We start from the raw sequence: 23,396 nt of genomic DNA on the forward strand, positions 1-23,396 counted from the left end.
CGTAATGGCTAAAATGAAATGGTACAATAAGGTTAAACTGGAGCGTTGCTATGCTTTTTTAGCTTGACTGAAACTCAGTAAAATTTATAGCACAGTCGTTCTTGTATTTATTAAACTTCATATCTCCCCCAGAAAATGGATTTTATCCTTTTTTGATGAAGTGTTTAAAAAGAATTTTCAGCAGAAAAGGGGTTTTTATATGACAACTAAGAAGCAAATAAAAAGTGATTTGCAAATTGCACAAGAGGCAACGATTAAACCGATTAAAGAGATTGCCGAGCACCTGGATATTTTAGAAGCCGAGCTAGAGCCGTACGGACATTATAAAGCCAAGCTTTCTTTGTCCGTTATGGAACGTTTACACACAAAACAAGATGGAAAAGTGATTTTAGTTACAGCTATTAATCCAACTCCAGCAGGAGAAGGGAAGTCGACAGTGACGGTTGGCTTAGCTCAGGCATTACATAGATTAGGTAAAAAAGCGATTGTCGCCATGCGTGAACCATCTCTTGGTCCGGTAATGGGAATTAAAGGAGGTGCCGCTGGCGGCGGTTATGCTCAAGTGCTTCCAATGGAGGATATTAACTTACACTTTACTGGAGACCTGCATGCCATTACAACAGCTAACAACGCGCTGGCAGCTATTTTAGATAACCATATACATCAAGGAAATGAATTGCGTATTGATACACGTAAAATCACGTGGAAACGAGTGGTAGATTTAAATGACCGCGCGCTGCGTCAGGTCGTCATTGGATTAGGTGGTCCGATGCAGGGTGTTCCTCGAGAAGATGGATTTGATATTACGGTGGCATCAGAAATTATGGCTATTTTCTGCTTAGCGTCAGATTTACAAGACTTGAAGCGTCGCTTAGCATCTATTGTGGTAGCTTATAACATGGACAATGAGCCTGTAACGGTTGCAGACTTAGGTGCACAAGGAGCGCTTACTCTTCTTTTAAAAGATGCGATTAAACCAAACCTTGTACAGACGTTGGAACATACTCCAGCCCTCATTCACGGAGGTCCTTTTGCTAATATTGCCCACGGCTGCAATAGCGTCATTGCCACAAAAATGGCTGCAAAACTAGGCGACTATGTAGTAACAGAAGCGGGATTCGGGGCAGATTTAGGCGCAGAAAAATTCCTGAATATTAAAGCTCGTATGGCAGATATTAAACCAGAAACGGTGGTAATCGTTGCAACAATTCGCGCTTTGAAAATGCATGGGGGCGTTCCTAAAGAGGGTTTAAATGAAGAAAACATTGAGGCTTTAGAAGCGGGAATTGAAAATCTGGAAAAGCATATTGAAACGATTCAGGCATTCGGCGTTCCTTACGTTGTAGCCGTGAACCGTTTTGTGACGGACTCAAAAGGTGAAGTAGAAGCACTTATGAATTGGTGTGATTCAAAGAATGTTCCAGTTGCTTTAACAGAAGTATGGGAAAAAGGCGGAGAAGGCGGCGTCATGCTTGCTGAAAAAATTCTTGAAGTCATGAACGAGACAGAAAGTCAGTTTTCTCCTCTTTACGATGTGTCGGCTTCGATTCCAGAAAAAGTAGAAGCTATTGCTAAAACCGTATACGGAGCACAAGGCGTAGATTTTGCTCCAAAAGCGTTAAAGCAAATACAGCAATTTGAAGCAAATGGTTGGGATCATCTGCCGATCTGTATGGCCAAAACGCAGTATTCGTTAAGTGATGATCAGACGAAGCTTGGGCGACCAACTGATTTTAAGATTACGGTAAGGGAATTCCGTCCTTCACTCGGAGCTGGGTTTCTCGTGGCGCTAACAGGTTCAATTATGACAATGCCTGGCCTTCCAAAAAAACCTGCTGCGCTCAATATGGATATTGACGAGAATGGACATGCACTAGGGATTTTTTAAGAGAAGAGGCTAGGGTAAGAGTATTTTATTTGAAGGGAAATCCGAACGATGAAGCAAGATTCTTGATGAAGAATCAAACTCGTTCGGATTTTTTCATAGTTATGGTAAAAAGAAGTTTCATGGGTGTAGTGGCTTCTAGATATAGATTGGGTGGACTTAGTTGGGTCTCAATCTCTTTCTTGCAAGATAAAACAAAATAACAGGTATGTTATGAATTAATTTGGCAAGAAAGAAGAAGAGCTGACTGTTCGTATTTTATAAAAAAGGAAGTAGTTGAAATGTTTGATCCAATTGTATTTGATAATTTAAAAGTTGTCGTAGAAGGAGAGATCTATGATCTTGACTTGTCTGGGCAAGTATCTGTTACGAATCGCGAAGATTTTGTAGACTTAGCTCAGTTTACTCGAACGTACCGCATTTCTTTTCAACAGCATTTTTGCTGTACCGCGTCGCTAACTTTATCAACCGACTTAGACAACATTCATGCCGAATTAACGCCTTCCCGTGTAGAAAAACCAGGGTGTACAGTTTATATTGATTTTCAGCTAAAAAAACAAAAACCGTTTGAAGAAGCTGAATTTCAAAATATACAGGAAATGTGTGAGCGGATCTGGGGAACAACAAGAGTTGTGAAGCAGCGTATTACTCATGAAGTCGGAGGCAGCGAATACGAAAACAATATTGAGGTAACCTTTAACCGATTTATTTACGAAGACCAAGTAGGAGATTTAATCGAGATGATTGATTACATGCTGCAAACGACTGATCAGTTAAAGGTTCTTTATGACAAATCATAAGAGCGTTTCAGTTGTACTTCCGAAATAAAGTGAATTACAATAGGGAAAAGGAGGCGTTTTGATGAGCGTGTATGAATACTCGGCAAAAACAATTAAAGACGAAGACGTATCGCTATCTAACTATCAAGGTGACGTGCTGTTGATTGTGAATACAGCTAGCAAGTGCGGCTTCACCCCTCAATATAAAGATTTGCAGGCGCTGTACGAAGAAGAAAAAGAAAACGGCCTAACGGTTCTAGGTTTTCCTTGCAATCAGTTCGGCGGTCAAGAGCCAGGAAGTTCAAATGATATTGAACAATTTTGTGAGTTAAACTATGGCGTTTCGTTTCCGATGTTTGCAAAAGTAGATGTAAAAGGGGCGCATGCACACCCGTTATTTACATACTTAACAGAACAAGCACCGGGTCTACTAGGTTCCAAAGGGATAAAGTGGAATTTCACAAAGTTTTTAGTGAATCGTCAAGGTGAAGTCGTGAAGCGATACGCACCTCAAACTGCACCAAAAGATATTCAAAAAGATATAAAAGAATTGCTGTAAAAGCAGGTGGATCTCCATCTGTTTTTTATTTTTCAGCGAGGATTTTCAACCGGTGATCCGCTGTCAGTGAGACGAGCGCCTCACTTTGTGCTAAAATAATGGTGGATATAATTGAGGTGAGCAAATGAATAAAATAGTGGAAACGGAAAAGTGGGTTCAAGCAAAGCTTGCGCATGACACAACGGGTCATGACTGGCAGCATATCGATCGCGTGCGTCGAAATGCAGTGCTTTTATATAAAAAAGAAGGCGGCAATCGTGAAGTTATCGAACTAGCCGCGCTTTTACACGATGTTGTAGATGATAAGCTAGTGGAAGATGTTGAAAAGGCGTACGAAGAAGTGTGGGAGTGGCTGAAGAGTCAGCAGGTAGAAGAAGAGAACTGCAAGCATATCGTTCACATTTTACAAACGATGTCATTTAAAGGCGGAAACCGTCCGGCTATGGCTACGCTTGAAGGTCAAATTGTTCAAGATGCAGATCGTTTAGATGCGATCGGTGCAATTGGTATCGCACGTACGTTTATGTATGCAGGTGCTAAAGGCACGCCTTTGTATGATGAAAACATTGCTGTACGAAGTGAGATGACGGAAGAAGAATACAGACACGGGAAATCAACGGCTATTGCACATTTTTATGAAAAGTTATTAAAGCTCACTGCGTTAATGAATACTCAAACAGCACGGTCTCTAGCGCAAGAGCGACATACATATATGAAAGAATTTTTAGTTCAATTTAAGAAAGAGTGGAATTATCATTATGAAAATGCTGACTGTTGAAAACTTAACAAAAACGTATGGAGAAAAAGAGCTGTTTCATCAACTAACATTTACCATTACGGAAAATGAGCGAATCGGCTTAATCGGTGTAAACGGAACAGGGAAATCAACGCTTCTTAAAATTATCGCAGGTTTAGAGCTCGGAGACGAAGGAGATATTGTTCATGCTAAAGACTACAGCGTGACATATTTACCACAGCATCCGGATTTTGATGAAGACTTAACGGTTTTGGAGCAAGTTTTCAGCGGAGATACACCTCTTCTTAACTTATTAAAAAACTATGAGCTAGCTCTGTATGCGTTAGAGCAAGACTCTGCAAACGAAAAAAATCAGCAAACATTGTATGATTTGCAACAGAAAATGGATGCGATGAACGCGTGGGAAGCCAATTCTAACGCACAGTCGATTTTAACGAAGCTTGGAATTTCAAATATGAGTGCAAAAATTGGTGAGCTTTCAGGTGGACAGAAAAAGCGCGTCTCCATTGCGCAAAGTCTAATTCAAACACCTGATTTACTGATCTTAGATGAGCCGACTAACCACTTAGATTATGAGACCGTTAAATGGCTCGAAGAATATTTATCCAAGTATCAAGGAGCCGTGCTGCTTGTTACTCATGATCGCTATTTTTTGGATGCTGTTACAAACCGAATTTTTGAATTAGACGGTGGAAATTTATATAGCTATAAAGGAAACTATGCTGCTTTTCTAGAAGGAAAAGCGATTCGAGAAGATCAGGAAAAAGCAACTCAAGCAAAATTAAGCAACTTATACCGCAATGAGTTGGCTTGGATTCGCAGAGGAGCAAAAGCACGTACGACTAAGCAAAAAGCGCGTATTCAGCGATTTGATGAATTAGAAGGGAAAATCGATTCCTCTGAAAAAGAATCACTGGATTTAAGTTTAGCAGGCAGTCGCCTTGGGAAAAAAGTGTTTGAATTAAAAGATGTGTCTAAGACGTATGAAAATAAAATCATTCTTTCAGACTTTACGCACATCGTGAAAAAACAAGATCGAATTGGAATTGTCGGAAAAAATGGAAGCGGAAAGTCTACCCTGTTGAATATGATTGCAGGACGCATTGAGCCGGACAGCGGTGAAATTGACAGAGGACAAACGGTTAAAGTTGCTTACTATACCCAAGAAAGCGATGATATGGACTTGAATCAACGCATGCTTGATTATATTAAAGAATCGGCAGAGGTTGTGCATACGACGGATGGGAAAATGATCTCTGCCTCGCAAATGCTTGAGAGATTTCTATTTCCTTCACATACGCACGGAACACCCATTCAAAAGTTGTCCGGAGGAGAGCGCCGTCGTTTATACTTGTTGAAATTATTAATGACATCGCCGAATGTTTTGCTTCTAGATGAGCCGACTAATGATTTGGATACTCAAACGCTAACGGTGCTTGAAGACTATCTCGAAGAATTTCCAGGTGTTGTGATCACCGTATCGCATGATCGCTATTTCTTAGATAAAGTAGCAGATTACTTACTAGTTTTTGAAGGAGAAGGAAACATTTCGATTTATTTTGGCGCTTATACAGATCAATTGGAAGAAGCGATGAAGAAGAAGCAGGCAATGGTTCAGCAGGCTAAAGTGAAAGAAGAAAAGCCAAAACAGCCGGAGAAAACGAAAAAGCGTCGCTTAACGTATAAAGAACAAAAAGAATGGGAAGAAATCGAAGATAATATTGCAGCAAAAGAAGAAGAAATTGAACGCTTAACAAGTGAAATTGAACAGGTGGGCAGCGATTATACAAAAGCGCATAACCTATCGTTAGAACAAGAGAAAGCAAACGAAGAATTAAGTTCACTGCTTGATCGCTGGGCAGAGCTTTCAGAGCTGATTGAAGAAATTGAAAACGCGTAAACAAGTCGTTAGACTGAGTATAAGGCACATGCTACAATTTTAATGAGAGGAGTACGATACGATATGAACATTAAATCAATTGAGCCAACGCCAAGTCCGAATACAATGAAAATTAATTTAGACGAAGTGCTATCAGGCGGAAAAAGCAATAACTATACGGAAAAAAATGCTGAAGCAGCTCCTGAAGTTGTTCAAGACATCTTGAAAGTAGAAGGGGTAAAAGGAGTCTACCACGTAGCGGACTTCTTAGCAGTAGAGCGAAATGCCAAATATGACTGGAAGCAAATTTTGCCGCAAGTTCGTGCAGCGTTTGGTGAAGATTTGCAAAGCAGCAGTGAACAGCACAAAATGAATGAGCATTTTGGTGAAGTCAATGTGTCAGTTCAAATGTTCAAAAATGTACCGATGCAAGTCAAGCTAACGGACGGAAATGAAGAAAAGCGCTTTGGTCTGCCCGAGCGATTTGCAAAAGCGGTAGCAGAACTTCAACGTTTTTCAGATAATGTGGTATTAGAACGAAAATGGAAAGAACAAGGCGTTCGTTACGGAGAGTTAGCTGCTATCGGAGACGAAGTTGTAGAAGAGTTAGCAGCAGCATATCCGCAAGAAAGATTAACTCGCCTTGTGGCTAATGCACAAGAAGAAAAAGAAGGCGGAAAAGTTGTACAGCCGCGTAAAACCTATAAAGTTACAGAAGAAATGCTAGAAGACAACGATTGGTCAGTGCGCTATGCCCATTTAGAACAAATGGATCCAACAGAAGCTGATTTAGACGTTTTAAATAAAGCGCTTGATGATGAAAAAGCATCTATTCGCCGCTTAGCTACGGTCTACTTAGGAATGATTGAATCAAAAGCGGTACTGCCTTATTTATACAAAGCATTAAAAGATAAATCAGTCACTGTGCGCCGTACTGCTGGAGACTGCATGTCAGATTTAGGTTTTGAAGAGGGTATTCCGGCAATGTGTGAAGCTCTTGGTGATAAAAACAAGCTTGTTCGCTGGCGTGCAGCTATGTATTTATACGAGGTAGGGGACGAGACGGCTCTTTCTGCATTAAAAGCAGCAGAGAATGATAAAGAATTTGAGGTAGATTTACAAATCAAGCTAGCAATTGAACGTATCGAAGGCGGAGAAGAAGCAAAAGGTTCTGTTTGGAAACAAATGACAGAAAGCAGAAAAGCATAAAAAAAAGATCATTCACTTGAATGATCTTTTTTTACGACTGTTTTGCAGCGGGAGTTGGAAACTGCATAGGCTGCATGGTGTTATCAATTTTAATAGGCTGATAGCCCGACTGCTTTAAGTAAGTCAAAATAGCAGGAAGGGATTGTGCTGTAAAGGATTTATCATGAAATAAAATGACTGGTGTTCTTCCATTGGAGTTAACCCCTTGAATATGAGGTTCAAGCCCCTGAATAATTCTAGGTGCAGAACGAAGTGCCCAGTCTTCGCTGTCTACATTCCAGTCCCATAATTTAAAGTGGCTTAGCAACTCTGTACGGTGGGGCTCTTTTAAATAAGGAACGCTGCCGTAAGGAACGCGGATTAACTTACTGTCAACACCGGTTACTTTCTTAACTGTCGCTTGACACTCCTGCATTTCTTTTAACGCGGCGCCGTCTTCACTATACATGACATCAATATCATGAGAGACGCCGTGACAGCCGATGGCATGTCCTTCCTGTGCTACTTTTTTAGCAATTTCAGGATGAGCGTCAATTTGATGCTTTAACATAAAAAAAGTTGCTTTTACGTTATATTGACGCAAAGCATCTAAAATATGAAGAGTATCAGGTGTTGGGCCATCGTCAAACGTAAGGTAAACAGGCTGTGTAAGAGCTTGATTTTGATCGTTCACCGTATTTACTACATACATATTATGATGAAGTGTATTAAGCAGCTTCTCAGGCTGTGCTGAAGATGCAGTTTCTTTCAGCGGTAACGCAGTAGATGCTAATACTTGCTGAGATGCAGCGGATTCACTTCCTTTGGCTTCTGTAATAAAAAACAAAGAAGCGACGATCACTAACACTAAAGACAAAAATGCATAAAATCGTTTGTTTGGCTTAAATCGTTTGTTCGGTTTAAATCGCTGGTTCAATTTGAAAATCCTTTCTACTAAATTACTATTTACTACTATAGTACAAAAAATGGAATATTAATAGTAAAAATCGACATTTTTATAGGAAAAAATTAGATGATATGACCCGGTTTTAATCTTCTTTTTGTCAAATGGAGAAGAAGAATGGGACAACGATAAGGATTTGAAGAGTGAGTAGCTAGATTTTTCCTGGTTTTTATAGTATGCTTTTAGCGTGAATGATTGTTAGGAGGAATGTTAATATGTCAATGGCATATGAAGAATATATGCGTCAGTTAGTTAAACCAATGCGTCAAGAATTAACTCAAGCTGGTTATGAAGAATTAACAACAGAGGAAGCCGTAGTTGATTTTATGGAAAACGTAGAAGGAACAACTTTTGTTGTCGTTAATTCAGTTTGTGGATGCGCTGCCGGTTTAGCACGTCCTGCAGCAACGCAAGCGTACTTACAGTCTGAGCAAAAACCAGATCAAGTGGTAACTGTTTTTGCCGGCCAAGATAAGGAAGCAACAGCTAAAATGCGTGAATATTTTGGTGACATTGAGCCTTCATCACCGTCTATGGCGCTTTTAAAAGGAAAAGAAGTCGTTCATTTTATTCCTCGACATGAAATTGAAGGTCAGCCTTTAGAAGTTATTTTTGAAAACATTTTAAATGGCTTTAAGCAGCACTGTTCATAAAATGTCCTGCTTTTGTCACATCTAGTATATAGATTTTTAGAGAAAAATCGCATATACTTTATAAGAAAAAGGATGTCTATCGGCATCCTTTTTCTTTATGTAAATAGCCAAACAGTGTAGGGGGAGTTATGAAAGTGATTGTTACGACTGCTGGTCGAACAAATGAACAGATGATTGTAAAAGCCAAACAAGTAGCCGCTGATTTAAGTATACCTTTTGTAGTAAGAGAGAAGAAATCCGTTGCAGATCTTCAGAATCTTCAAGCTGCAGACGTGCTGGTTGTCGGTAAGAATAGAGTAGAATTGCATGTCCAAAATGAAGAGGAACCTATTTTTTTTCATCCAAATTCCGCTATGTTTAGAGTGAAGAGATGGCTGCGAGGAGAACCTGATCCGTTTATTGAAGCTGCTAGTTTGGAAAAAGGAATGAGCGTGCTTGACTGTACACTTGGTCTTGCATCGGATAGTATGATGGCGAGCGCAGCGGTAGGGAAAAGCGGGAAAGTTGTCGGACTAGAAGGCAACCGCTATGTAGCTTATTTAGTCAAACAAGGACTTTTAAATTGGGAAAGTGACGTACAAGAGTTGAACGATGCAATGAAGCGTATAAACGTGGTTCATCAAAATTTCGAATCGTTTTTGGCGTGTTGTGAAGATAATTCTTTTGATGTTGTCTACTTTGATCCTATGTTTCAAGAGCAAATTGATGAATCGAATGGAATTAACGGTATTAAAGCAATAGCACTGTATACTACGCTAACGCCAATGGCTATACAAGAAGCAAAAAGAGTAGCCAAACAAAAGATCGTGCTAAAAGATCATTGGAAAAGCAGTCGTTTTGAAGAACATGGATTTATCGTACAAAAACGAAAAACATCAAAATTTCATTACGGGACAATTGATATACAATAATAAACAAAAAAGTAAAACGAATCCTGATCATTGAAAAGACTTCCAAAACCTTTTAGGAATTAAAAAGTTTTGGAAGTTTTTTTTATGAATTTCATCTAAAGTTCATAAAAGTATGATATATTTTTGAACATAAAAATACTTTTGTGTTTAAGCATCCAGCAAAAAAGGAATATCTTGTATAGGTTTCCGCTCGGTGTGACAACCTCAAACAGAAGAAGGAAGGTGCTAACTAAAAAGTCTTCGAATGCCCGTAGGCAGCATAAATGAATAAGCAAATATAGGTAAAAAATTAATAAGTATGTTACAATACCTAGTGAGTTATAACAATGAATTTTACGATATGAAAAGACCATATGGGAAAAGATGAGAAAGGAAAGATACGAATGCCTAGATGGATAAAAAGAATGCTAGTTGTATTTATTACAGTATTTACATTTGGGCTTGTCACTCCACCAGAATATTTATACGTTGATGATGCAAAAGCGGACAAGCAACATAAAGCAGGGTATGTAAGAGAAACAACTCCTGTCACAGCTGTTATAGAAGATATTCATTTGCCATATGAAGAACCAAAATATGAAGACGTTTCATCATTTGTTACGTATGCAATGGAATCAGCTGAAAAACAGTCAGTGGAAAAATTCGGAACAAAAATTGGACCTGTCATTGAAGATGAATTTCGTCAAGCAGTGTTACCTAAAATTGAAGAAGTGCTGACCGACATTGGCACTGAACGTGAACAGTCAATTCAGAATCTCGAGATAAGCGAGCATCCTGCTGCTGGCTACGGTGAAAAGATTTTCCATGTATATGACCGGGAAACCGGTCAGGACTTAATACGATTTCATGTACGGCGTGAAAATCCTCCAAAAGATGGATACTGGTTTAATTTTCACTATCATGCGGCTGCAGATAATTTTCAGAAGCATTATGATTTAGGGAAAATTTATTGGAACCGAAACATGCCGCCTAAATGGTTTAGCTGATAATAGACACAACATTCTGCGATTTCGAAATGTTAGCTTTTTTAAGCTAGCATTTTTTTACGTCTAAAACCGTTAGGGTCTAAATAAGCTGAAACATTAGCACAACGATAAAAAAATCGTTTATAATGAAGTCAGACTTCTTACCATAGAATAGTGAGAAGGAACGAATAGATGCTGGAGGTAACACAATGAAACAATTTACGGAAGAAAAACAATTTCGCGAACAAATTAAGAACGAAACACTAAGCGTTGGGATTTTTACGACAACGTGGTGTCCTGATTGCAAACGTTTGGATATGTTCATTGATGAAATCGTTGATGAAAACACAGATAAAGCATGGTTTAAAATTGACAAGGATGAGTTTGAAGAACTTTCTGCTGAAAACAATGTAATGGGTATTCCTTCTCTTCTTGTATATAAAAACGGTGAAAAAATTGCACACTTGCACAGTGCAAATGCTAAAACGCCTGAAGCGGTCCGTGAATTTTTAGCAACTCTTTAATCCCTTAAGCTGCGAGAGCATTCTCGCAGCTTTTTTTGTGAGAATGGCTATTTCCATTTTTCCATGAGTGGGGTATACTAGGACAAGTGAATAATCGTAAAGCAATAAGGTCTCAATTTAAAGATTGAGTGAAAAGGGAAGTCTGGTGAAAAACCAGCGCGGTCCCGCCACTGTAAGCGCTTTGTGCGTAAGTCAGGAGACCTGCCTTATTGTTAGCTGTGAAACCTTCGAGGAAGGGTGAAGCAGGGTAATGAACATACATATCAAGTATAGTGAACGGATTCTTTTCCTGCTTATCTTGACGTTACCTGCTTTGCTTTCAATTGAAAGTAAAGCTTTTTTATTTTGAAGCTGCCGGCGAGCAGTATACATAGTCAAAGCGGAAAAACGGGATAGCGCTGCTTTTTGCATGATCATTTGCTTTTTCTTTAACGTGGAGGTTTCGTATTCACAATGAACAATATATAGGGGGAGTATTTAGATGAAAAAATGGCTTTCGTATTCCATTATTGCACTGTTAGTCATCGTACTTGCTGCATGCGGTGCAGGCAGCCAAAGCAACAGTGATAAAAAAACGAAGCAAGATACGGCACAAACGTCACAAGCTGCATTTCCAGTGAAGGTAAAAGACGCGCGTGATAAAGAAATTACGTTGAAAAAACAGCCTAAGAAAATTGTTTCCTTAATGCCAAGTAATACGGAGATTGTATATGCCCTTGGCCTTGAAAAAGAATTAGTCGGTGTTACAAGCAACGATGATTATCCTAAAAGCGTAAAGAAAAAAGCGCAGGTAGGAGATATGAACGTTAATGCGGAAAAAGTTATTGCTTTAAATCCTGATTTAGTGCTGGCACACGCTTCAAGTATGGGCGTTTCGGATGAAGTATTTAAACAAATTGAAAGTGCGGGTATTCCGGTATTTGTTGTAAAAGATTCAACAACGTTTGATACGGTTTATGATTCTATTACGCAAATCGGTAAATTAACAGGTAAAACAAAAGAAGCTAATCAAACAATTAAAGACATGAAAGAAAAAGTAGCTTCAATTGAGAAAAAAGCAAAAACGATTTCAAAAGAAGATCGTAAAAAAGTATGGATAGAGGTATCAGGAGCTCCTGAGATTTATACAACAGGAAAAGGTACGTTCATGAACGAAATGCTTACTATGATCGGTGCTGATAACGTAGCAGCTAGTGAAAAAGGTTGGGTTAAGTTTTCTGAAGAGCAAGTTGTTAAGTTAAACCCTGACGTTATTATCGCAACGTATGATGCAGACAAAAATGAGATTATGAAGCGTCCCGCTTGGAGCAGCATGACTGCTGTAAAAGAGGGTAACATCGAGAAGGTTGATCAAAACAAAATCAATCGCTTAGGACCTCGTATTGTAGATGGCTTAGAGGACTTAGCAAAAGCAGTATACCCTGAGGTGTACAATAAATAAGAAGAGGGACCATATTCCAGTTCGAATTGAAAAGGGGATTGGTCCCTTTTCACATCTTAAAATTGAAGAAAGGCCTGAGCTTTTAATCATGAAAACCGAGACTTCTTATAAAACATACAGCTCAGGGGTTTTAGGAACAGGCATTACGGAAACGGACACCTTTTACAATCGATTTGTTCACAAAGACTATTATTCAGATACTCCTTCTTTGGAGTATGAGCAATATTTGATGAAAGAAAATGTGCGCCATGAGCAAATCGTAGGGTTGATGACAGCCGTGTGGTTAAAAGAAAGAGCGGTTTACTGTTATGAAGGCTACGGAGTAAGAGTAGCTTCCGTGATAACGGCTGGAGTAGGAAACGCAGTAGATATTACAGCTGACGAAGCTGTCCCGTTCTATTCCTCTCCTGGTACAATTAATATGTTTTTTTTCGTGGAAGGTACGCTTACGGATGCAGCGTTTTTACAGCTTTTTATTGCGGCCACAGAAGCTAAAACAAAAACGCTGTCACAGCTGGGTGTCATAGATCCGGCTACAAAGACGATTGCTACGGGAACATCTACGGACAGCATCTCAGTTGCAGCGTCTCAGCAAGGATCATTATATGAATATGCAGGCTCTATGACCGCTTTAGGGCAAGCGGTAGCCAAGCTGGTGAAAATAAGCTTAGAGCAGGGACTTAAGGGAAAGAGGTGAAGAAATGAGTATTACACAAGCGATAATTGCACACATGACGGCCATGACGATTGCTTTACTAATTGACCGAATTATAGGCGATCCCGAAAATTGGCCGCATCCCGTTCGCTGGTTTGGCAAATGGATTTATTGGATAGATTCTAGATTAAATAAAGGTGCAGGAAAACGATTCAAAGGATTGCTTCTTGTGATAAGTATGGCTGTGCTCGCAGGAGTTGTTCCCTTTTTGTTCCTCCATGCTTTGTACGGAGTTCATTTTATAGCAGGTGTTTTAGTAGAGAGCGTAATGATTGCGACTACTATATCCACTCGTTCTTTAAGCGAAGCTGCTTATAAGGTACAAAAGCCGCTTCAGCTAGGAGATATGGAGAAAGCTAGATATGAAGTAAGTATGATTGTGGGACGAGATACAGATCGTTTGTCAGAAGGAGAAATTGCCAGAGCGACGGTAGAGACCGTGGCTGAAAATACAAGTGATGGTATTACAGCTCCGCTTTTTTATGCATTTATAGGAGGAGGAGCCCTAGCCTTTTTTTACCGAGCTATTAACACATGTGATTCGATGGTTGGGTACAAAAATGACCGCTACTTTCTGTTCGGCTACTTTAGTGCAAAAACCGATGACGTATTAAACTATATTCCGAGTCGGTTAACTGCAGTGGTGATGACGGCTGTTAATGTAGCAAAAAGCCAGTATTCTCTTGGGCATGTAACGAGTTTGATTAAGCGTGATGCTAAGAAGCATCCCAGCCCAAATAGCGGATACGGGGAAAGCGCAGTGGCTGCTCTGTTAGGTATTCAACTCGGCGGGCTTAATACATATAAAGGCATAGAATCTAATCGTGCAAAAATGGGTGAACCACTCATTCCTCTGCAAGCCGGTCATATTGAACAAGCTGTTTTCATTATGAAAAGGACGGTCTATGCTACGTGGTTATTATATCTTTTGTTAGGAGGAGTTATTAGTGCTATTACCTACACATGGAGCTAATCCTAATGTCTTTTTAAAAGCAATAGGGGCCGAGAATTTGTCGCATATAAAAGACTTTAGCGTGAATACAAATCCTTTAGGGGCTCCCCTTGTGCTTCACGAAAAGTGGAACGAATTCAAGGGTGCAGCGTTTAGTTATCCTGACCCTCAAGTAACGGAGCTGAAAAATAAACTTGCAGCTCATCATCATGTTTCAGGTGCTCAAGTGCTGCCTACAAATGGCGCCGCTGAAGCGTTTTTCCTTATTGCTTCGTTATTTTCAGGAGAGAAAGCAGGGATTGTACAGCCGACTTTCGTTGAATATGAACAGGCAAGTAAAGCTTATGGATGTGAAGTGACATACGTTCCTTTATCTGAAGAAAATGGCTGGAGCTGGGATATAGAGTTGATTATGAGCATTCTTCCGGACATAAAAGTACTGTGGATTTGTCATCCAAATAATCCAACGGGCGTTATGTATAGTCATGAGGAATGGATGAAAGTAGTAAAAGCTGCTGCTCATCATGGTACATACTTAATGATTGATGAGGCATTTATTGATTTTGTCGAACATCAGCCTTCATTTGATTCTCTTATTCTGGATTATGAGCATATCATTGTTGTGCGTTCCATGACAAAGATGTTTAATATTGCCGGGCTTCGTCTTGGCTATATTTTGGCAAATGAAAAAATCATTAGCAAGATGGCTAAAAAGCAGCCTCCTTGGAGTGTAAATGGCTTGTCGCAGCAAATAGGCATGATATGTGTGGATGAAAAAGATTTTGTAAAAGAAACCGTACATTATATTAAACAAGAACGGGAACGAATCTTGAGTCAACTAAAGGAATGGGGGCTTTTGGTTTCTCCTTCTCAAACAAACTATTATCTTTGCAGCGTTCCGTCTTCTATTAAAACGCGCGAATGGCTTGTCTATTTAGCAAGCCATGGCGTGGTAGCTCGTCATACTGAAAACTTTCCATTTTTAAATGGACGCTATATCCGTTTGGCTGTGAAAACGAAAGAAGAAAATGACTATTTACTTAACGTAATCAAACAAGGACTTGATGAAATATGATCATCTTTATTAGCGGAGGCGTTCGAAGCGGAAAATCAAGTGCAGCGGAGAACATGGTTCAAACTTTTTGTACAAAGCGCGCTGTTTATATTGCCACAAGCAGGCAAACAGATAAGGAAATGCAAAAACGCATCCAGCTTCATCAAAAAGAACGCCAAGCAGCGAACACGCCTTGGGTAACGATCGAGCAGTCTGTAGATTTACAACAAATTCTGCCAAATCTTCAAAGTGATGATGCTATACTTTTGGATTGTGTCACGAACTGGCTTGCCAATGAGCTTTTTTCAACAGAAAAAAGGTGGCAAACAAAAGAAGGGAAACAAGCGGTTTTTCGTCATATGACAGAAACGCTCGATAAGCTGTTTGCGCAGTCTCAGACGGTTGTGCTAGTATCTAATGAACTGTTTGAAGCGGGCGTGTTAGAAGAGCCCACATATAGCTATATGAAGATGTTAGGGGAATTACATCAGTATATTGTAGAAAAAGCAGATGTGGCTATTTGTGTAGAAGCGGGAATCTATCGTTTTAAAAAAGGAAAGGAATGTGTAGATATATGAAAGAATGGATAGCCATACTACGAATTTCTCTCCAGTTTTTTACGATCTTACCACTGGCTAAAACCGTTCAATGGACTGAAAAAAGAACGGCACGCTCACTTTTTGTGCTGCCTTGGATTGGTATGTTACTAGGCTTGATGTTTTATAGCTTTTTACAGCTGCTTCAATCTTCACCTATCACTACGATTGTTGATAGTATTTTAGTTTTGCTTTTACCGCTTATCTTAACGGGTGGCCTTCATTTAGACGGCTGGATGGACGTAAGCGATGCCTATTTTTCTCATCAGTCAAAGGAAAAAAAACTGCAGATTTTAAGTGATCCGCACGTTGGGTCTTTTGCTATTCTTTCTCTTATGGTTCTGCTGCTGCTGCGTTTTAGTGCGATCTATGAATTAGTGTCTCTTTCTTCTTTATCAATTTGGGCATGCTTAATTGTCTTTACCCTTCCAAGAATTGGAGCAGCCTTTTTATTGATGAGAGATAAGCCCGCTAAAGATACGGGTCTGGCTGCTTATTTTCAACAAGGAGTCACCAAACGGTCTATTTACGGATTTATCATTATGAGCCTATTCTTAGTTGCTATTTTCATTATTTTTATGGACAATAAATTCATTATTCTTTTCTTTGCCGGTTTTTTATGGCTCTGGATACGATTTTATCGTTCGCAGTTTGGTGGCGTAACAGGAGATGTTATAGGGGCAACCATTGAAGGAGGAGAAACATTTTTATGGATAATTCTTTGGTTATCACATGTATTCGGCACGGCATGACGCTTGAAAATCAACAGAAAAAATATATAGGGTGGAGTGATCCGCCTTTAAGTATAGAAGGGAAAAATGAATTGAAAGAGCTTTTTCTAGAACCTCAGCTCGTTATTTCCAGTGACTTAAAAAGAGCGCTAGAAACAAGTGCAGTTGTTTTTCCAAAATCTCAGGTGGTTAAAAGTAAAAATTGGCGTGAACTGCATTTTGGAGATTGGGAAGAGAAGACGTATGAAGATTTAAAAAACATACGGGCGTATAGAAATTGGATTGATCACTGGACAGAACATACGCCTCCGAATGGTGAAAGCTTCTCAAGCTTTTCAAACCGAGTTTGGGCAGCGTGGGAAGAAGCGGTCGATTTGGCGGCCAGTCAGCAATTGCGTCACATTGCTATTGTTTCGCACGGCGGACCACTGCGTTTACTTGCATCCCATTTTAAACAGACAGCGTCGCTTTGGGATGTTTCTTTTTCTTATGGAGAAGGTTTTTCAGTAGCGTGTACATACAAACAGGCAAAGGAGAGAAGAGCATGCATTTCGTATTCGGCGGTGCATTTACCGGCAAAAGAAAATGGGTGAAGCAGCATTATGCCAGTGAGTCGGTAAAATGGCATTGTTTGTATGAAGACCCTGTTTTACCAGCGCTTGAGTTCGAAGAAAGTTACATAGTGCTAGAAGGATTTGAGCACTATGTTAAGGAATTAATACATAGCGAGCTGGAGTCTCCGCACCTTGTTGTTAAAAAGTTAATACAGAAGTGGAGAGACAGCGGTGTATGGGAAAAGTTAATAGTGATTGGAACTGAAGTCGGCAAAGGGATTGTTCCTTTAGATCCAACAGAACGGCAGTGGAGAGATGAATGCGGGTATGCGTATCAGCATTTAGCGGCACATGCCCGGAAAGTAGATCACATTTGGTACGGAATTGCTAATCGATTGAAGGAGGAAATACAATGAACATTTACACAAAAACAGGGGACAAAGGGCAGACAAGCTTAATTGGAGGACGAGTAAATAAAGATGATATTCGAGTGGAAGCATACGGTACGATTGATGAGCTAAATGGCTTTGTAGGTCAAGCGATTTATCAGCTGGATGAAACAACATTAAAAGATGTAAAAGAAGAGCTAATTACGATTCAACATGAGCTTTTTGACTGTGGAAGTGATTTAGCATTTGCAAAAGATGATCATCCGTACAAAGTAACAAACGACATGATATCAGTACTTGAAAAGCGCATTGATGTCTATATGTCAGAAGCGCCGGCCATTGAGCGTTTTATTTTACCTGGAGGCACACCTGCAGCGACAACGCTTCATATTTGCCGGACGATTACACGCCGCGCAGAACGGCTTGTTGTTGGCGTGCAGCGTGAGTATAAAATTAATGCGGCGGTGCTTCAGTATTTAAATCGTTTATCCGATTATTTCTTTGCTGCGGCTCGAATCGCTAACGCGCGAGAAAATGTACAAGATGTAGAGTATATTCGCAGTGCCAAAGTATTTAAACAGCCTAAAAAATAAGGTATAAAAAACGGTCGAGCTAAAAGCGATCGTTTTTTTATGAGTTATTTCGATAGGTAAAATAAAGCTATAAAAAAGAGGTAAATGCATCTATAATGATAAGAGACAGAGAGATAAAGAAAAGAGGTTGAGAAATGAATCAAGATTCTAAACGAGCAGGTATTGTTTATACAGCCAGCGCTTACGTTATGTGGGGGCTTTTTCCGCTTTACTGGAAGCTTCTTGGCGAGGTGAATGCGAATGAAATACTCGCTCACCGTGTCATATGGTCATTTGTTTTTATGCTTTTACTTTTGCTTGTGACAAAGCAAATGAGTGCTTTAAAAAAGACGCTTGGTTTATTATTTCGTAATACGAAACAAGCGGTCATTTTATTTGTGGCTTCAGTGCTGATCAGCATCAACTGGTTCGTTTACATTTGGGCGGTTAACCATAATCATATTATTGAAACAAGTTTAGGTTACTACATCAACCCGCTCGTTAGTATTTTACTTGGTATAGTCGTTTTAAAAGAGAAGCTTAATTTTTGGCAGGGTGCTTCTGTTGGATTAGCTGCTATAGGTGTTATCGTTATGACAGTTACATACGGGCATATCCCATGGGTATCATTAAGCTTAGCGTTTAGCTTTGGTTTGTACGGACTTGTAAAAAAGACTATTCAATTAGAAGCAAAAGTAGGATTAACGATTGAAACGATGATGGTTGCACCTATTGCAGTTATTTATTTTATTTTTCTTTTAGTGAAAGGATCTTCAAGTTTTTCTCTTCAATCGCTTGATCTGAGTGCTCTTTTAATTGGAGGCGGTGTTGCTACAGCTATGCCACTACTATATTTCGCTAAAGGGGCCCCTCTTATTCCGCTATCGATGGTCGGTTTTTTACAGTACATTGCTCCTACCATGACGCTTTTATTAGGGGTATTCGTGTATCATGAACCGTTTTCTAGCGTAGAGATGATTGCCTTTTTGTTCATTTGGGGCGGATCGGTTATGTTCATTTTATCTAAAACTAAGTTCATGAATTCTCATCAGCCGAAATTTTTTAAAGGGCGCTCAGCTTAACGGACAAAAAAGCGGATATCTTTAGATATGCGCTTTTTTGTCTGCCGTAAAGAAATAAAAACGGAGACGGGAAAGTCACCGTATGTATACTTTATAGCTTCCGCTTGAAATGAGCGTTCAACTGACCTTGAAGCATTTGGTTTTTTACTTCTTTCATTTTTCTCGCTTCATCTTTTTTGGCCAATTCTGTGCGTATTTCACTCGTTTGAACTCCTTCTTCTATGCGATCGGCAATATCCATTAATCGTTCGACGTCTGAAAACGAATATTTCCGGATACCCGTATTGGTTCGGTCCGGAAAGAGCAGGCTTCTTTTCTCGTAGTAGCGAATTTGCCTTTCTGATAAACCGGTTAATTCTTTTACAATCCCAATAGACATGACTTTTTTATCTCGATATGACGCTTCATTCGTAGACAATCTCCCTCACCCCTGAGTACGTAGTAGTATGTTATTATCATAAAGGAAAAAAATACAAAAAATTATAACATGTAATACATTCTAACATATATATGTTATATTTTTGAATTACTATGTGAGAAAAAGTGACATAAATAATGAAATAGGGAAAAGAGTCCTATAAACTAATGATTAACTCGATCCCAAGTGGTTAACCATACAGGATAAAGCCTTGTGGTTAATCACTTGCTTTCAAAATGATGAATAGAAAACAAATGTGAGAATATACATAAATTCTAAAAGGGAAGGGCGTTTTAAATGGCTGTGCAACAATTGAAAAAAGAAGAGATTATTGAGCTGGCAAAAGAAATTATTGAACTTGATTTGAAAAGAGATGAAAAATTTGAAGAGTTGACAGAGTTAGCCGGAAATCGTGCATATGAAATTTTGCGCAGAGTACAAAATGCCTGTTTATAAGTAATAAAAAAATCCCGCTCTAGGCGGGATTTTTAATTGGACTGCTGTTCAAGATTAAATAATTCTTGTTTCATCTTAATGTGGTTGAGGTTTTCCCCTATAAAGACAAGAGTGGTGGGCAGCTTTATCATTTCTTTCATATATAGAGGCATGCCGTATGAATATTGAAACGAATACGTATCATCCGAATGAGTAAAGCGCATATAGCCTTTAATACGATAGATGGTATCTGGCATTTGGCGCAGCCAATTTTCAAATAATTCAAGATCCACTTTTTTTGTAAACTCATATACAAATGTTTTCAAATGAAGATGATCTTCAACATGAGCCTTATGGTGCGGCTGTTTTTGAGACAGCTGAGCTCTTTGAATCAGGTCAAGCTTCACGCGGGAAAATGTTGTTAATAATGTTATTGCACGAGCGTTAATTGATTGAACCTCAAAAAGCAGGGAAGACTTTTCTGCCTCAGACAGCATGTCCGTTTTATTTAATAAAATTACATCTCCATGTTTTACTTGTTCTTGAAGAAGTTTTTGAAGTTGAATGCTTAAGGACCCACGTTCTTTCCACCTTGTTGCATCGAGTGTGGTGATAATACTTTTAATCGTGACTTGATGCGCAAAAAGAGGAGACATACAGGCATCCAACACTTCAATGGGATGTGCAACTCCGGTTGTTTCTATATAGATAGCATCCAATGTGTTCTCCTGTAGAAGTGAATGAAGCTGAGTTTCAAATTGACCTTGAATCGTACAGCACACGCAGCCGTTTAGCAATTCTTTTAACGGCGTGTCTTTTTCTACTTCATTTGAGTCAATCGAAACTTGGCCAAGCTCATTCATCACAACAGCAATGTTGCGATTACGATCTTTTTCTTGCTGAATCAGCTGTTTAAGCAACGTTGTTTTTCCGCTGCCTAAAAATCCAGATAAAATGTAGATTTCTGTTTTCATTTCAGTCTCTCCTATGTAAATAACATTGTTTAAATCGAAACTTTTCCGATTGCGGATTGGTAAATAGTATATCCAAGAGGGGATAAATGTCTAAGCGTAAATTTTTATACTTTTTTTGTATTCATTATAACAACTTTAAAAGCACTATGGCTATCTTTTGTAAAAAACTCAAAATACAATGAAATAAGAATATTATAAAATTTCAAACTAGCTGTGCTACAATAAAAGAAAAAGAAAAAGGGGAGCAAAAGTTATGCGAATATTAGTTTTAGGCGCAGGCGGCGTTGGAGGTTACTTTGGAGGCAGGCTTGTGGAAAAAGGAGAGGATGTGACTTTTCTTGTCAGAGATCGCAGAAAAAAAGAGCTGGAACAAAATGGACTTGTTATCAAGAGCATACACGGTGACTTCACTTCACCTGTACAAGCTATTACAAAATCTGAGATGAAAGAGCCTTATGATGTTATTTTGTTCACAACTAAGGCTTATCATCTTAAACAAGCAATTGAGGATGTGCGTCCTTTTGTAGGGAATCAGACAGTTGTCGTACCTTTGCTAAACGGTATGGCTCACGTGGGTCCTTTACAAGAAGCTTTTGGGGAAGAAAAAGTTATTGGAGGACTGTGCTTTATTGAAACAACTTTAAACAAAGATGGAGATGTCGTCCAGACGAGTCCTGCTCACAGACTTGTATTTGGTGAATTTAAGCAGAAGGAAACAGAAAGATTACAACTGATTGAGCAAGCGTTCAGCGGTACAAAAGCTTCGTTTGTAAAAAGTTCATATATTGAACAGGATATGTGGCATAAGTATTTATTTATTACGGTTATGTCAGGCATGACCACTCTTATGCGCGCACCTGTTGGCCCAGTGCTAGCGGCAAAAGGAGGGCGTCAATTCGTACAAGAGCTTTTTAAAGAAGTTGAAAATATTATGATGGCATACGATGCACCATTAGCTGAAGGGATTATTGAACAGCATATGAATACGATGGACAAAATGACGTATGACATGAAGTCATCGATGCAGCGTGATATGGAAAAAAGTTTTCAAATTGAAGGAGACCACCTTCAAGGATATTTGCTGACATTAGCTGAAAAGTCGTCTATACACGTACCGCTTCTTCAAACTGTGTATACGCATCTAAAAGTGTATGAAGAAATGTTAAAAGGTTATCAAAAATAATGACAGCGAAAATTGATTTAGCAGTCATGCAGGTACTGCAGAAGCTGCTAAGTACAGCAGAAATAGGACAATTGCCTTCCGCTCCCGGCATTTATTTTTTCTTTGATAAACCGGGCAGGCTTTTGTATATCGGAGCAACGACGGGCTCTCTATTAGAAAGAGTAAGAGCTCACGTTGCAGGAAAAGGCGTTAGCAACACAAAAAAATTCCACAAAGAAATTTGTGCTGTTGGATATATTGAAGTGCATGGATTAAAAAAAGAATTAGATATGCTGAGAACGATGCTTGTAAATGGTTATTTTCCAAAATACAATAAACAAGATGTAAAAAGAGAAAATGAATACGACATTTACACCGTTCACGGCAGGGTCCTCAGGGATACAGGAGTTGATAAGAAAAAAGTCTCCAAGCGAAAAACGGTGCTAAAGCCAACGTTAAAAGAGATAGAGATTCGTCAAGAAAACAGCGATATTACATATGCACGAGTCGCAAATATGAATGCTGAAGATCGAGTGAAAAAATTGTGGTCTTGTCAAGAAGCAGGAGCGCAGCTACATCTTCCGGAGTCGAAAGTGTTAGCAATAAGTGACCGGCTCTTAAAAGAGCAGTATACATTTCAGCGGGATATGAAAAAGAATATGATGTTTACGATGCGGGATTTAGTTGTTATTCAAGTGTTGTTAAATTTAAATCCGACCCATGATTTGAAAAAACGAGAAATAAAGGAAGCCATCAGTTTAGTGCGTAAATTTGGCATAGAAGAAGCTCTTCGCATCTCTGAAAAACTACTCAAAACGTAATAAAATCCATGATCATTGTGATCATGGATTTTATCATTTATCATTCACACTTAAGCTAATTCGTCAATAACTTTTGGTAGAGCCATAATGGAAATAACGCAAAGTGAACTGACAACTTGATGCATTTCAAAAATGGCAATGATGAATAACATCAGTGATATATATAATTGAAGGCCTTTTAATCCCCACGGCTTGCGATCGAAAAAAAAGTCGCTAAGTACAAATACAAAGAAAATGAGCGAACTGAACAAAATAATCATGGATGTAGACATGGAACGATCATAAGCAATGATAAATAACAAAGCGAGAAGCGACACAACAGATATAACTTTTAATGTTTTAATCATCGTGTTTTTATTCACTTTTTTCACCTTCATTTGTAGGATTGATCTTTCATCCTCATTTTATAGGATAGTCAAAAGTTCTAAAAGCCAAA

27 protein-coding genes and 1 riboswitch are annotated in these 23,396 nt (G+C 39.1%); of the genes, 23 read left to right on the top strand and 4 right to left on the bottom strand.

The genetic code is table 11. The features are described 5' to 3' along the window. Positions 1-199: 199 nt before the first annotated feature. The 6 genes from ACFX4W_RS18400 to ACFX4W_RS18425 all read left to right on the top strand — a co-directional run bounded on the left by ACFX4W_RS18400 (position 200) and on the right by ACFX4W_RS18425 (position 7,068). On the top strand, positions 200-1,888 hold the full coding sequence (locus ACFX4W_RS18400) for a formate--tetrahydrofolate ligase (RefSeq protein WP_043982021.1): 1,689 nt from the start codon (positions 200-202) through the stop codon (positions 1,886-1,888). 278 nt (positions 1,889-2,166) lie between these two features. Further along, a complete protein-coding gene (locus tag ACFX4W_RS18405; protein WP_043982023.1) occupies positions 2,167-2,685 on the top strand; it encodes a hypothetical protein in 519 nt (172 codons plus the stop codon). A gap of 61 nt (positions 2,686-2,746) precedes the next feature. Next, positions 2,747-3,223: a glutathione peroxidase gene (locus tag ACFX4W_RS18410; protein WP_237074831.1), complete on the top strand. Its 477-nt coding sequence runs from the start codon at positions 2,747-2,749 to the stop codon at positions 3,221-3,223. 124 nt (positions 3,224-3,347) lie between these two features. After that, positions 3,348-4,001, top strand: coding sequence for an HD domain-containing protein (locus ACFX4W_RS18415; protein WP_043982025.1), 654 nt, complete (start codon positions 3,348-3,350; stop codon positions 3,999-4,001). Further along, positions 3,982-5,880 (top strand): ABC-F family ATP-binding cassette domain-containing protein, encoded by a 1,899-nt coding sequence (locus ACFX4W_RS18420; RefSeq protein WP_162214095.1) that lies wholly within the window; start codon positions 3,982-3,984, stop codon positions 5,878-5,880. The genes ACFX4W_RS18415 and ACFX4W_RS18420 overlap by 20 nt, the downstream gene beginning before the upstream one ends. A gap of 63 nt (positions 5,881-5,943) precedes the next feature. Next, the gene (locus ACFX4W_RS18425) at positions 5,944-7,068 is read left to right on the top strand and encodes a conserved virulence factor C family protein (RefSeq protein WP_097823632.1); all 1,125 of its coding nucleotides are present in this window, start codon (positions 5,944-5,946) and stop codon (positions 7,066-7,068) included. Positions 7,069-7,099: 31 nt separating this feature from the next. On the opposite strand, the gene ACFX4W_RS18430 is transcribed toward ACFX4W_RS18425, so the two are convergent. Next, positions 7,100-7,984, bottom strand: coding sequence for a polysaccharide deacetylase family protein (locus ACFX4W_RS18430; protein WP_165575254.1), 885 nt, complete (start codon positions 7,982-7,984; stop codon positions 7,100-7,102). 242 nt (positions 7,985-8,226) lie between these two features. Here ACFX4W_RS18430 and ACFX4W_RS18435 point away from each other — a divergent pair, with 242 nt between their 5' ends. The 14 genes from ACFX4W_RS18435 (at position 8,227) to rarD (ending at position 19,150) form a co-directional block, all read left to right on the top strand. Then, positions 8,227-8,664, top strand: a complete 438-nt coding sequence (locus ACFX4W_RS18435; protein ID WP_013056693.1) for a BrxA/BrxB family bacilliredoxin — start codon at positions 8,227-8,229, stop codon at positions 8,662-8,664. 134 nt (positions 8,665-8,798) lie between these two features. Then, entirely contained in the window at positions 8,799-9,575 is a 777-nt protein-coding gene (locus ACFX4W_RS18440; protein ID WP_043982628.1) for a class I SAM-dependent methyltransferase, read from the top strand. A gap of 383 nt (positions 9,576-9,958) precedes the next feature. After that, positions 9,959-10,561: a YpjP family protein gene (locus tag ACFX4W_RS18445; RefSeq protein ID WP_025752035.1), complete on the top strand. Its 603-nt coding sequence runs from the start codon at positions 9,959-9,961 to the stop codon at positions 10,559-10,561. Between the two features lie 188 nt (positions 10,562-10,749). Continuing rightward, a complete protein-coding gene (locus ACFX4W_RS18450; protein ID WP_013056696.1) occupies positions 10,750-11,064 on the top strand; it encodes a thioredoxin family protein in 315 nt (104 codons plus the stop codon). Positions 11,065-11,154: 90 nt separating this feature from the next. Further along, positions 11,155-11,287: riboswitch (cobalamin riboswitch) on the top strand. A 258-nt stretch (positions 11,288-11,545) separates the two neighbouring features. Beyond that, complete coding sequence (locus tag ACFX4W_RS18455) at positions 11,546-12,505, top strand: ABC transporter substrate-binding protein (RefSeq protein WP_014460464.1); 960 nt, start codon at positions 11,546-11,548, stop codon at positions 12,503-12,505. Between the two features lie 88 nt (positions 12,506-12,593). Then, a complete protein-coding gene (locus ACFX4W_RS18460; protein WP_230185258.1) occupies positions 12,594-13,202 on the top strand; it encodes an adenosylcobinamide amidohydrolase in 609 nt (202 codons plus the stop codon). 4 nt (positions 13,203-13,206) lie between these two features. Beyond that, positions 13,207-14,193, top strand: a complete 987-nt coding sequence (cbiB, locus tag ACFX4W_RS18465; RefSeq protein ID WP_043982034.1) for an adenosylcobinamide-phosphate synthase CbiB — start codon at positions 13,207-13,209, stop codon at positions 14,191-14,193. Continuing rightward, a complete protein-coding gene (cobD, locus tag ACFX4W_RS18470; RefSeq protein ID WP_043982036.1) occupies positions 14,168-15,247 on the top strand; it encodes a threonine-phosphate decarboxylase CobD in 1,080 nt (359 codons plus the stop codon). Before cbiB ends, cobD begins: the two co-directional genes overlap by 26 nt. Next, positions 15,244-15,804, top strand: coding sequence for a bifunctional adenosylcobinamide kinase/adenosylcobinamide-phosphate guanylyltransferase (locus ACFX4W_RS18475; RefSeq protein WP_162214099.1), 561 nt, complete (start codon positions 15,244-15,246; stop codon positions 15,802-15,804). The genes cobD and ACFX4W_RS18475 overlap by 4 nt, the downstream gene beginning before the upstream one ends. Further along, positions 15,801-16,574, top strand: a complete 774-nt coding sequence (gene cobS / locus ACFX4W_RS18480) for an adenosylcobinamide-GDP ribazoletransferase (protein WP_237074833.1) — start codon at positions 15,801-15,803, stop codon at positions 16,572-16,574. Before ACFX4W_RS18475 ends, cobS begins: the two co-directional genes overlap by 4 nt. After that, positions 16,532-17,146 carry a histidine phosphatase family protein gene (locus ACFX4W_RS18485; protein ID WP_013082848.1) on the top strand — a complete coding sequence of 205 codons (615 nt, stop codon included), beginning with the start codon at positions 16,532-16,534 and terminating at the stop codon, positions 17,144-17,146. The genes cobS and ACFX4W_RS18485 overlap by 43 nt, the downstream gene beginning before the upstream one ends. Next, the gene (locus ACFX4W_RS18490; RefSeq protein ID WP_043982040.1) at positions 17,098-17,523 is read left to right on the top strand and encodes a bifunctional adenosylcobinamide kinase/adenosylcobinamide-phosphate guanylyltransferase; all 426 of its coding nucleotides are present in this window, start codon (positions 17,098-17,100) and stop codon (positions 17,521-17,523) included. Before ACFX4W_RS18485 ends, ACFX4W_RS18490 begins: the two co-directional genes overlap by 49 nt. Then, positions 17,520-18,089 (top strand): cob(I)yrinic acid a,c-diamide adenosyltransferase, encoded by a 570-nt coding sequence (locus tag ACFX4W_RS18495; RefSeq protein ID WP_013056705.1) that lies wholly within the window; start codon positions 17,520-17,522, stop codon positions 18,087-18,089. Before ACFX4W_RS18490 ends, ACFX4W_RS18495 begins: the two co-directional genes overlap by 4 nt. Positions 18,090-18,223: 134 nt before the next feature. Further along, on the top strand, positions 18,224-19,150 hold the full coding sequence (gene rarD, locus ACFX4W_RS18500; protein WP_043982042.1) for an EamA family transporter RarD: 927 nt from the start codon (positions 18,224-18,226) through the stop codon (positions 19,148-19,150). A 91-nt stretch (positions 19,151-19,241) separates the two neighbouring features. Here the strand turns inward: rarD and ACFX4W_RS18505 are convergent, their stop codons facing one another. Further along, entirely contained in the window at positions 19,242-19,568 is a 327-nt protein-coding gene (locus ACFX4W_RS18505) for a MerR family transcriptional regulator (RefSeq protein WP_013082852.1), read from the bottom strand. Positions 19,569-19,865: 297 nt separating this feature from the next. On the opposite strand from ACFX4W_RS18505, the gene ACFX4W_RS18510 reads away from it, so the two are divergent. Beyond that, positions 19,866-20,024, top strand: a complete 159-nt coding sequence (locus tag ACFX4W_RS18510) for a hypothetical protein (protein ID WP_013056708.1) — start codon at positions 19,866-19,868, stop codon at positions 20,022-20,024. A 32-nt stretch (positions 20,025-20,056) separates the two neighbouring features. Here ACFX4W_RS18510 and ACFX4W_RS18515 read toward each other — a convergent pair whose 3' ends face one another. Next, a complete protein-coding gene (locus tag ACFX4W_RS18515; RefSeq protein ID WP_377559890.1) occupies positions 20,057-20,977 on the bottom strand; it encodes a CobW family GTP-binding protein in 921 nt (306 codons plus the stop codon). A gap of 253 nt (positions 20,978-21,230) precedes the next feature. Here ACFX4W_RS18515 and panE point away from each other — a divergent pair, with 253 nt between their 5' ends. Together panE and ACFX4W_RS18525 are read left to right on the top strand one after the other, a co-directional pair. Further along, positions 21,231-22,160 carry a 2-dehydropantoate 2-reductase gene (gene panE / locus ACFX4W_RS18520; RefSeq protein WP_025752046.1) on the top strand — a complete coding sequence of 310 codons (930 nt, stop codon included), beginning with the start codon at positions 21,231-21,233 and terminating at the stop codon, positions 22,158-22,160. Beyond that, complete coding sequence (locus ACFX4W_RS18525; RefSeq protein WP_043982045.1) at positions 22,160-22,960, top strand: GIY-YIG nuclease family protein; 801 nt, start codon at positions 22,160-22,162, stop codon at positions 22,958-22,960. The genes panE and ACFX4W_RS18525 overlap by 1 nt, the downstream gene beginning before the upstream one ends. A gap of 50 nt (positions 22,961-23,010) precedes the next feature. Here the strand turns inward: ACFX4W_RS18525 and ACFX4W_RS18530 are convergent, their stop codons facing one another. Continuing rightward, complete coding sequence (locus ACFX4W_RS18530) at positions 23,011-23,322, bottom strand: hypothetical protein (RefSeq protein ID WP_016763842.1); 312 nt, start codon at positions 23,320-23,322, stop codon at positions 23,011-23,013. Positions 23,323-23,396 lie beyond the last annotated feature (74 nt).

This window comes from Priestia sp. YIM B13489, from assembly GCF_042787645.1.
GTDB classification, from domain to species: Bacteria; Bacillota; Bacilli; order Bacillales; family Bacillaceae_H; genus Priestia; species Priestia megaterium.

What these genes read in the sequence shown, in the direction of transcription:
- ACFX4W_RS18490 (WP_043982040.1), top strand. Translation starts at nt 17,098, where the DNA reads ATGCATTTCGTATTCGGCGGTGCATTTACCGGCAAAAGAAAATGGGTG.
- ACFX4W_RS18525 (WP_043982045.1), top strand. Translation starts at nt 22,160, where the DNA reads ATGACAGCGAAAATTGATTTAGCAGTCATGCAGGTACTGCAGAAGCTG.
- ACFX4W_RS18510 (WP_013056708.1), top strand. Translation starts at nt 19,866, where the DNA reads ATGGCTGTGCAACAATTGAAAAAAGAAGAGATTATTGAGCTGGCAAAA.
- ACFX4W_RS18495 (WP_013056705.1), top strand. Translation starts at nt 17,520, where the DNA reads ATGAACATTTACACAAAAACAGGGGACAAAGGGCAGACAAGCTTAATT.
- ACFX4W_RS18515 (WP_377559890.1), bottom strand. Translation starts at nt 20,977, where the DNA reads ATGAAAACAGAAATCTACATTTTATCTGGATTTTTAGGCAGCGGAAAA.
- ACFX4W_RS18410 (WP_237074831.1), top strand. Translation starts at nt 2,747, where the DNA reads ATGAGCGTGTATGAATACTCGGCAAAAACAATTAAAGACGAAGACGTA.
- panE (WP_025752046.1), top strand. Translation starts at nt 21,231, where the DNA reads ATGCGAATATTAGTTTTAGGCGCAGGCGGCGTTGGAGGTTACTTTGGA.
- ACFX4W_RS18435 (WP_013056693.1), top strand. Translation starts at nt 8,227, where the DNA reads ATGTCAATGGCATATGAAGAATATATGCGTCAGTTAGTTAAACCAATG.
- cobS (WP_237074833.1), top strand. Translation starts at nt 15,801, where the DNA reads ATGAAAGAATGGATAGCCATACTACGAATTTCTCTCCAGTTTTTTACG.
- ACFX4W_RS18460 (WP_230185258.1), top strand. Translation starts at nt 12,594, where the DNA reads ATGAAAACCGAGACTTCTTATAAAACATACAGCTCAGGGGTTTTAGGA.
- rarD (WP_043982042.1), top strand. Translation starts at nt 18,224, where the DNA reads ATGAATCAAGATTCTAAACGAGCAGGTATTGTTTATACAGCCAGCGCT.
- ACFX4W_RS18405 (WP_043982023.1), top strand. Translation starts at nt 2,167, where the DNA reads ATGTTTGATCCAATTGTATTTGATAATTTAAAAGTTGTCGTAGAAGGA.
- ACFX4W_RS18420 (WP_162214095.1), top strand. Translation starts at nt 3,982, where the DNA reads ATGAAAATGCTGACTGTTGAAAACTTAACAAAAACGTATGGAGAAAAA.
- ACFX4W_RS18485 (WP_013082848.1), top strand. Translation starts at nt 16,532, where the DNA reads ATGGATAATTCTTTGGTTATCACATGTATTCGGCACGGCATGACGCTT.
- ACFX4W_RS18455 (WP_014460464.1), top strand. Translation starts at nt 11,546, where the DNA reads ATGAAAAAATGGCTTTCGTATTCCATTATTGCACTGTTAGTCATCGTA.
- ACFX4W_RS18400 (WP_043982021.1), top strand. Translation starts at nt 200, where the DNA reads ATGACAACTAAGAAGCAAATAAAAAGTGATTTGCAAATTGCACAAGAG.
- ACFX4W_RS18425 (WP_097823632.1), top strand. Translation starts at nt 5,944, where the DNA reads ATGAACATTAAATCAATTGAGCCAACGCCAAGTCCGAATACAATGAAA.
- ACFX4W_RS18415 (WP_043982025.1), top strand. Translation starts at nt 3,348, where the DNA reads ATGAATAAAATAGTGGAAACGGAAAAGTGGGTTCAAGCAAAGCTTGCG.
- ACFX4W_RS18445 (WP_025752035.1), top strand. Translation starts at nt 9,959, where the DNA reads ATGCCTAGATGGATAAAAAGAATGCTAGTTGTATTTATTACAGTATTT.
- ACFX4W_RS18475 (WP_162214099.1), top strand. Translation starts at nt 15,244, where the DNA reads ATGATCATCTTTATTAGCGGAGGCGTTCGAAGCGGAAAATCAAGTGCA.
- cbiB (WP_043982034.1), top strand. Translation starts at nt 13,207, where the DNA reads ATGAGTATTACACAAGCGATAATTGCACACATGACGGCCATGACGATT.
- ACFX4W_RS18450 (WP_013056696.1), top strand. Translation starts at nt 10,750, where the DNA reads ATGAAACAATTTACGGAAGAAAAACAATTTCGCGAACAAATTAAGAAC.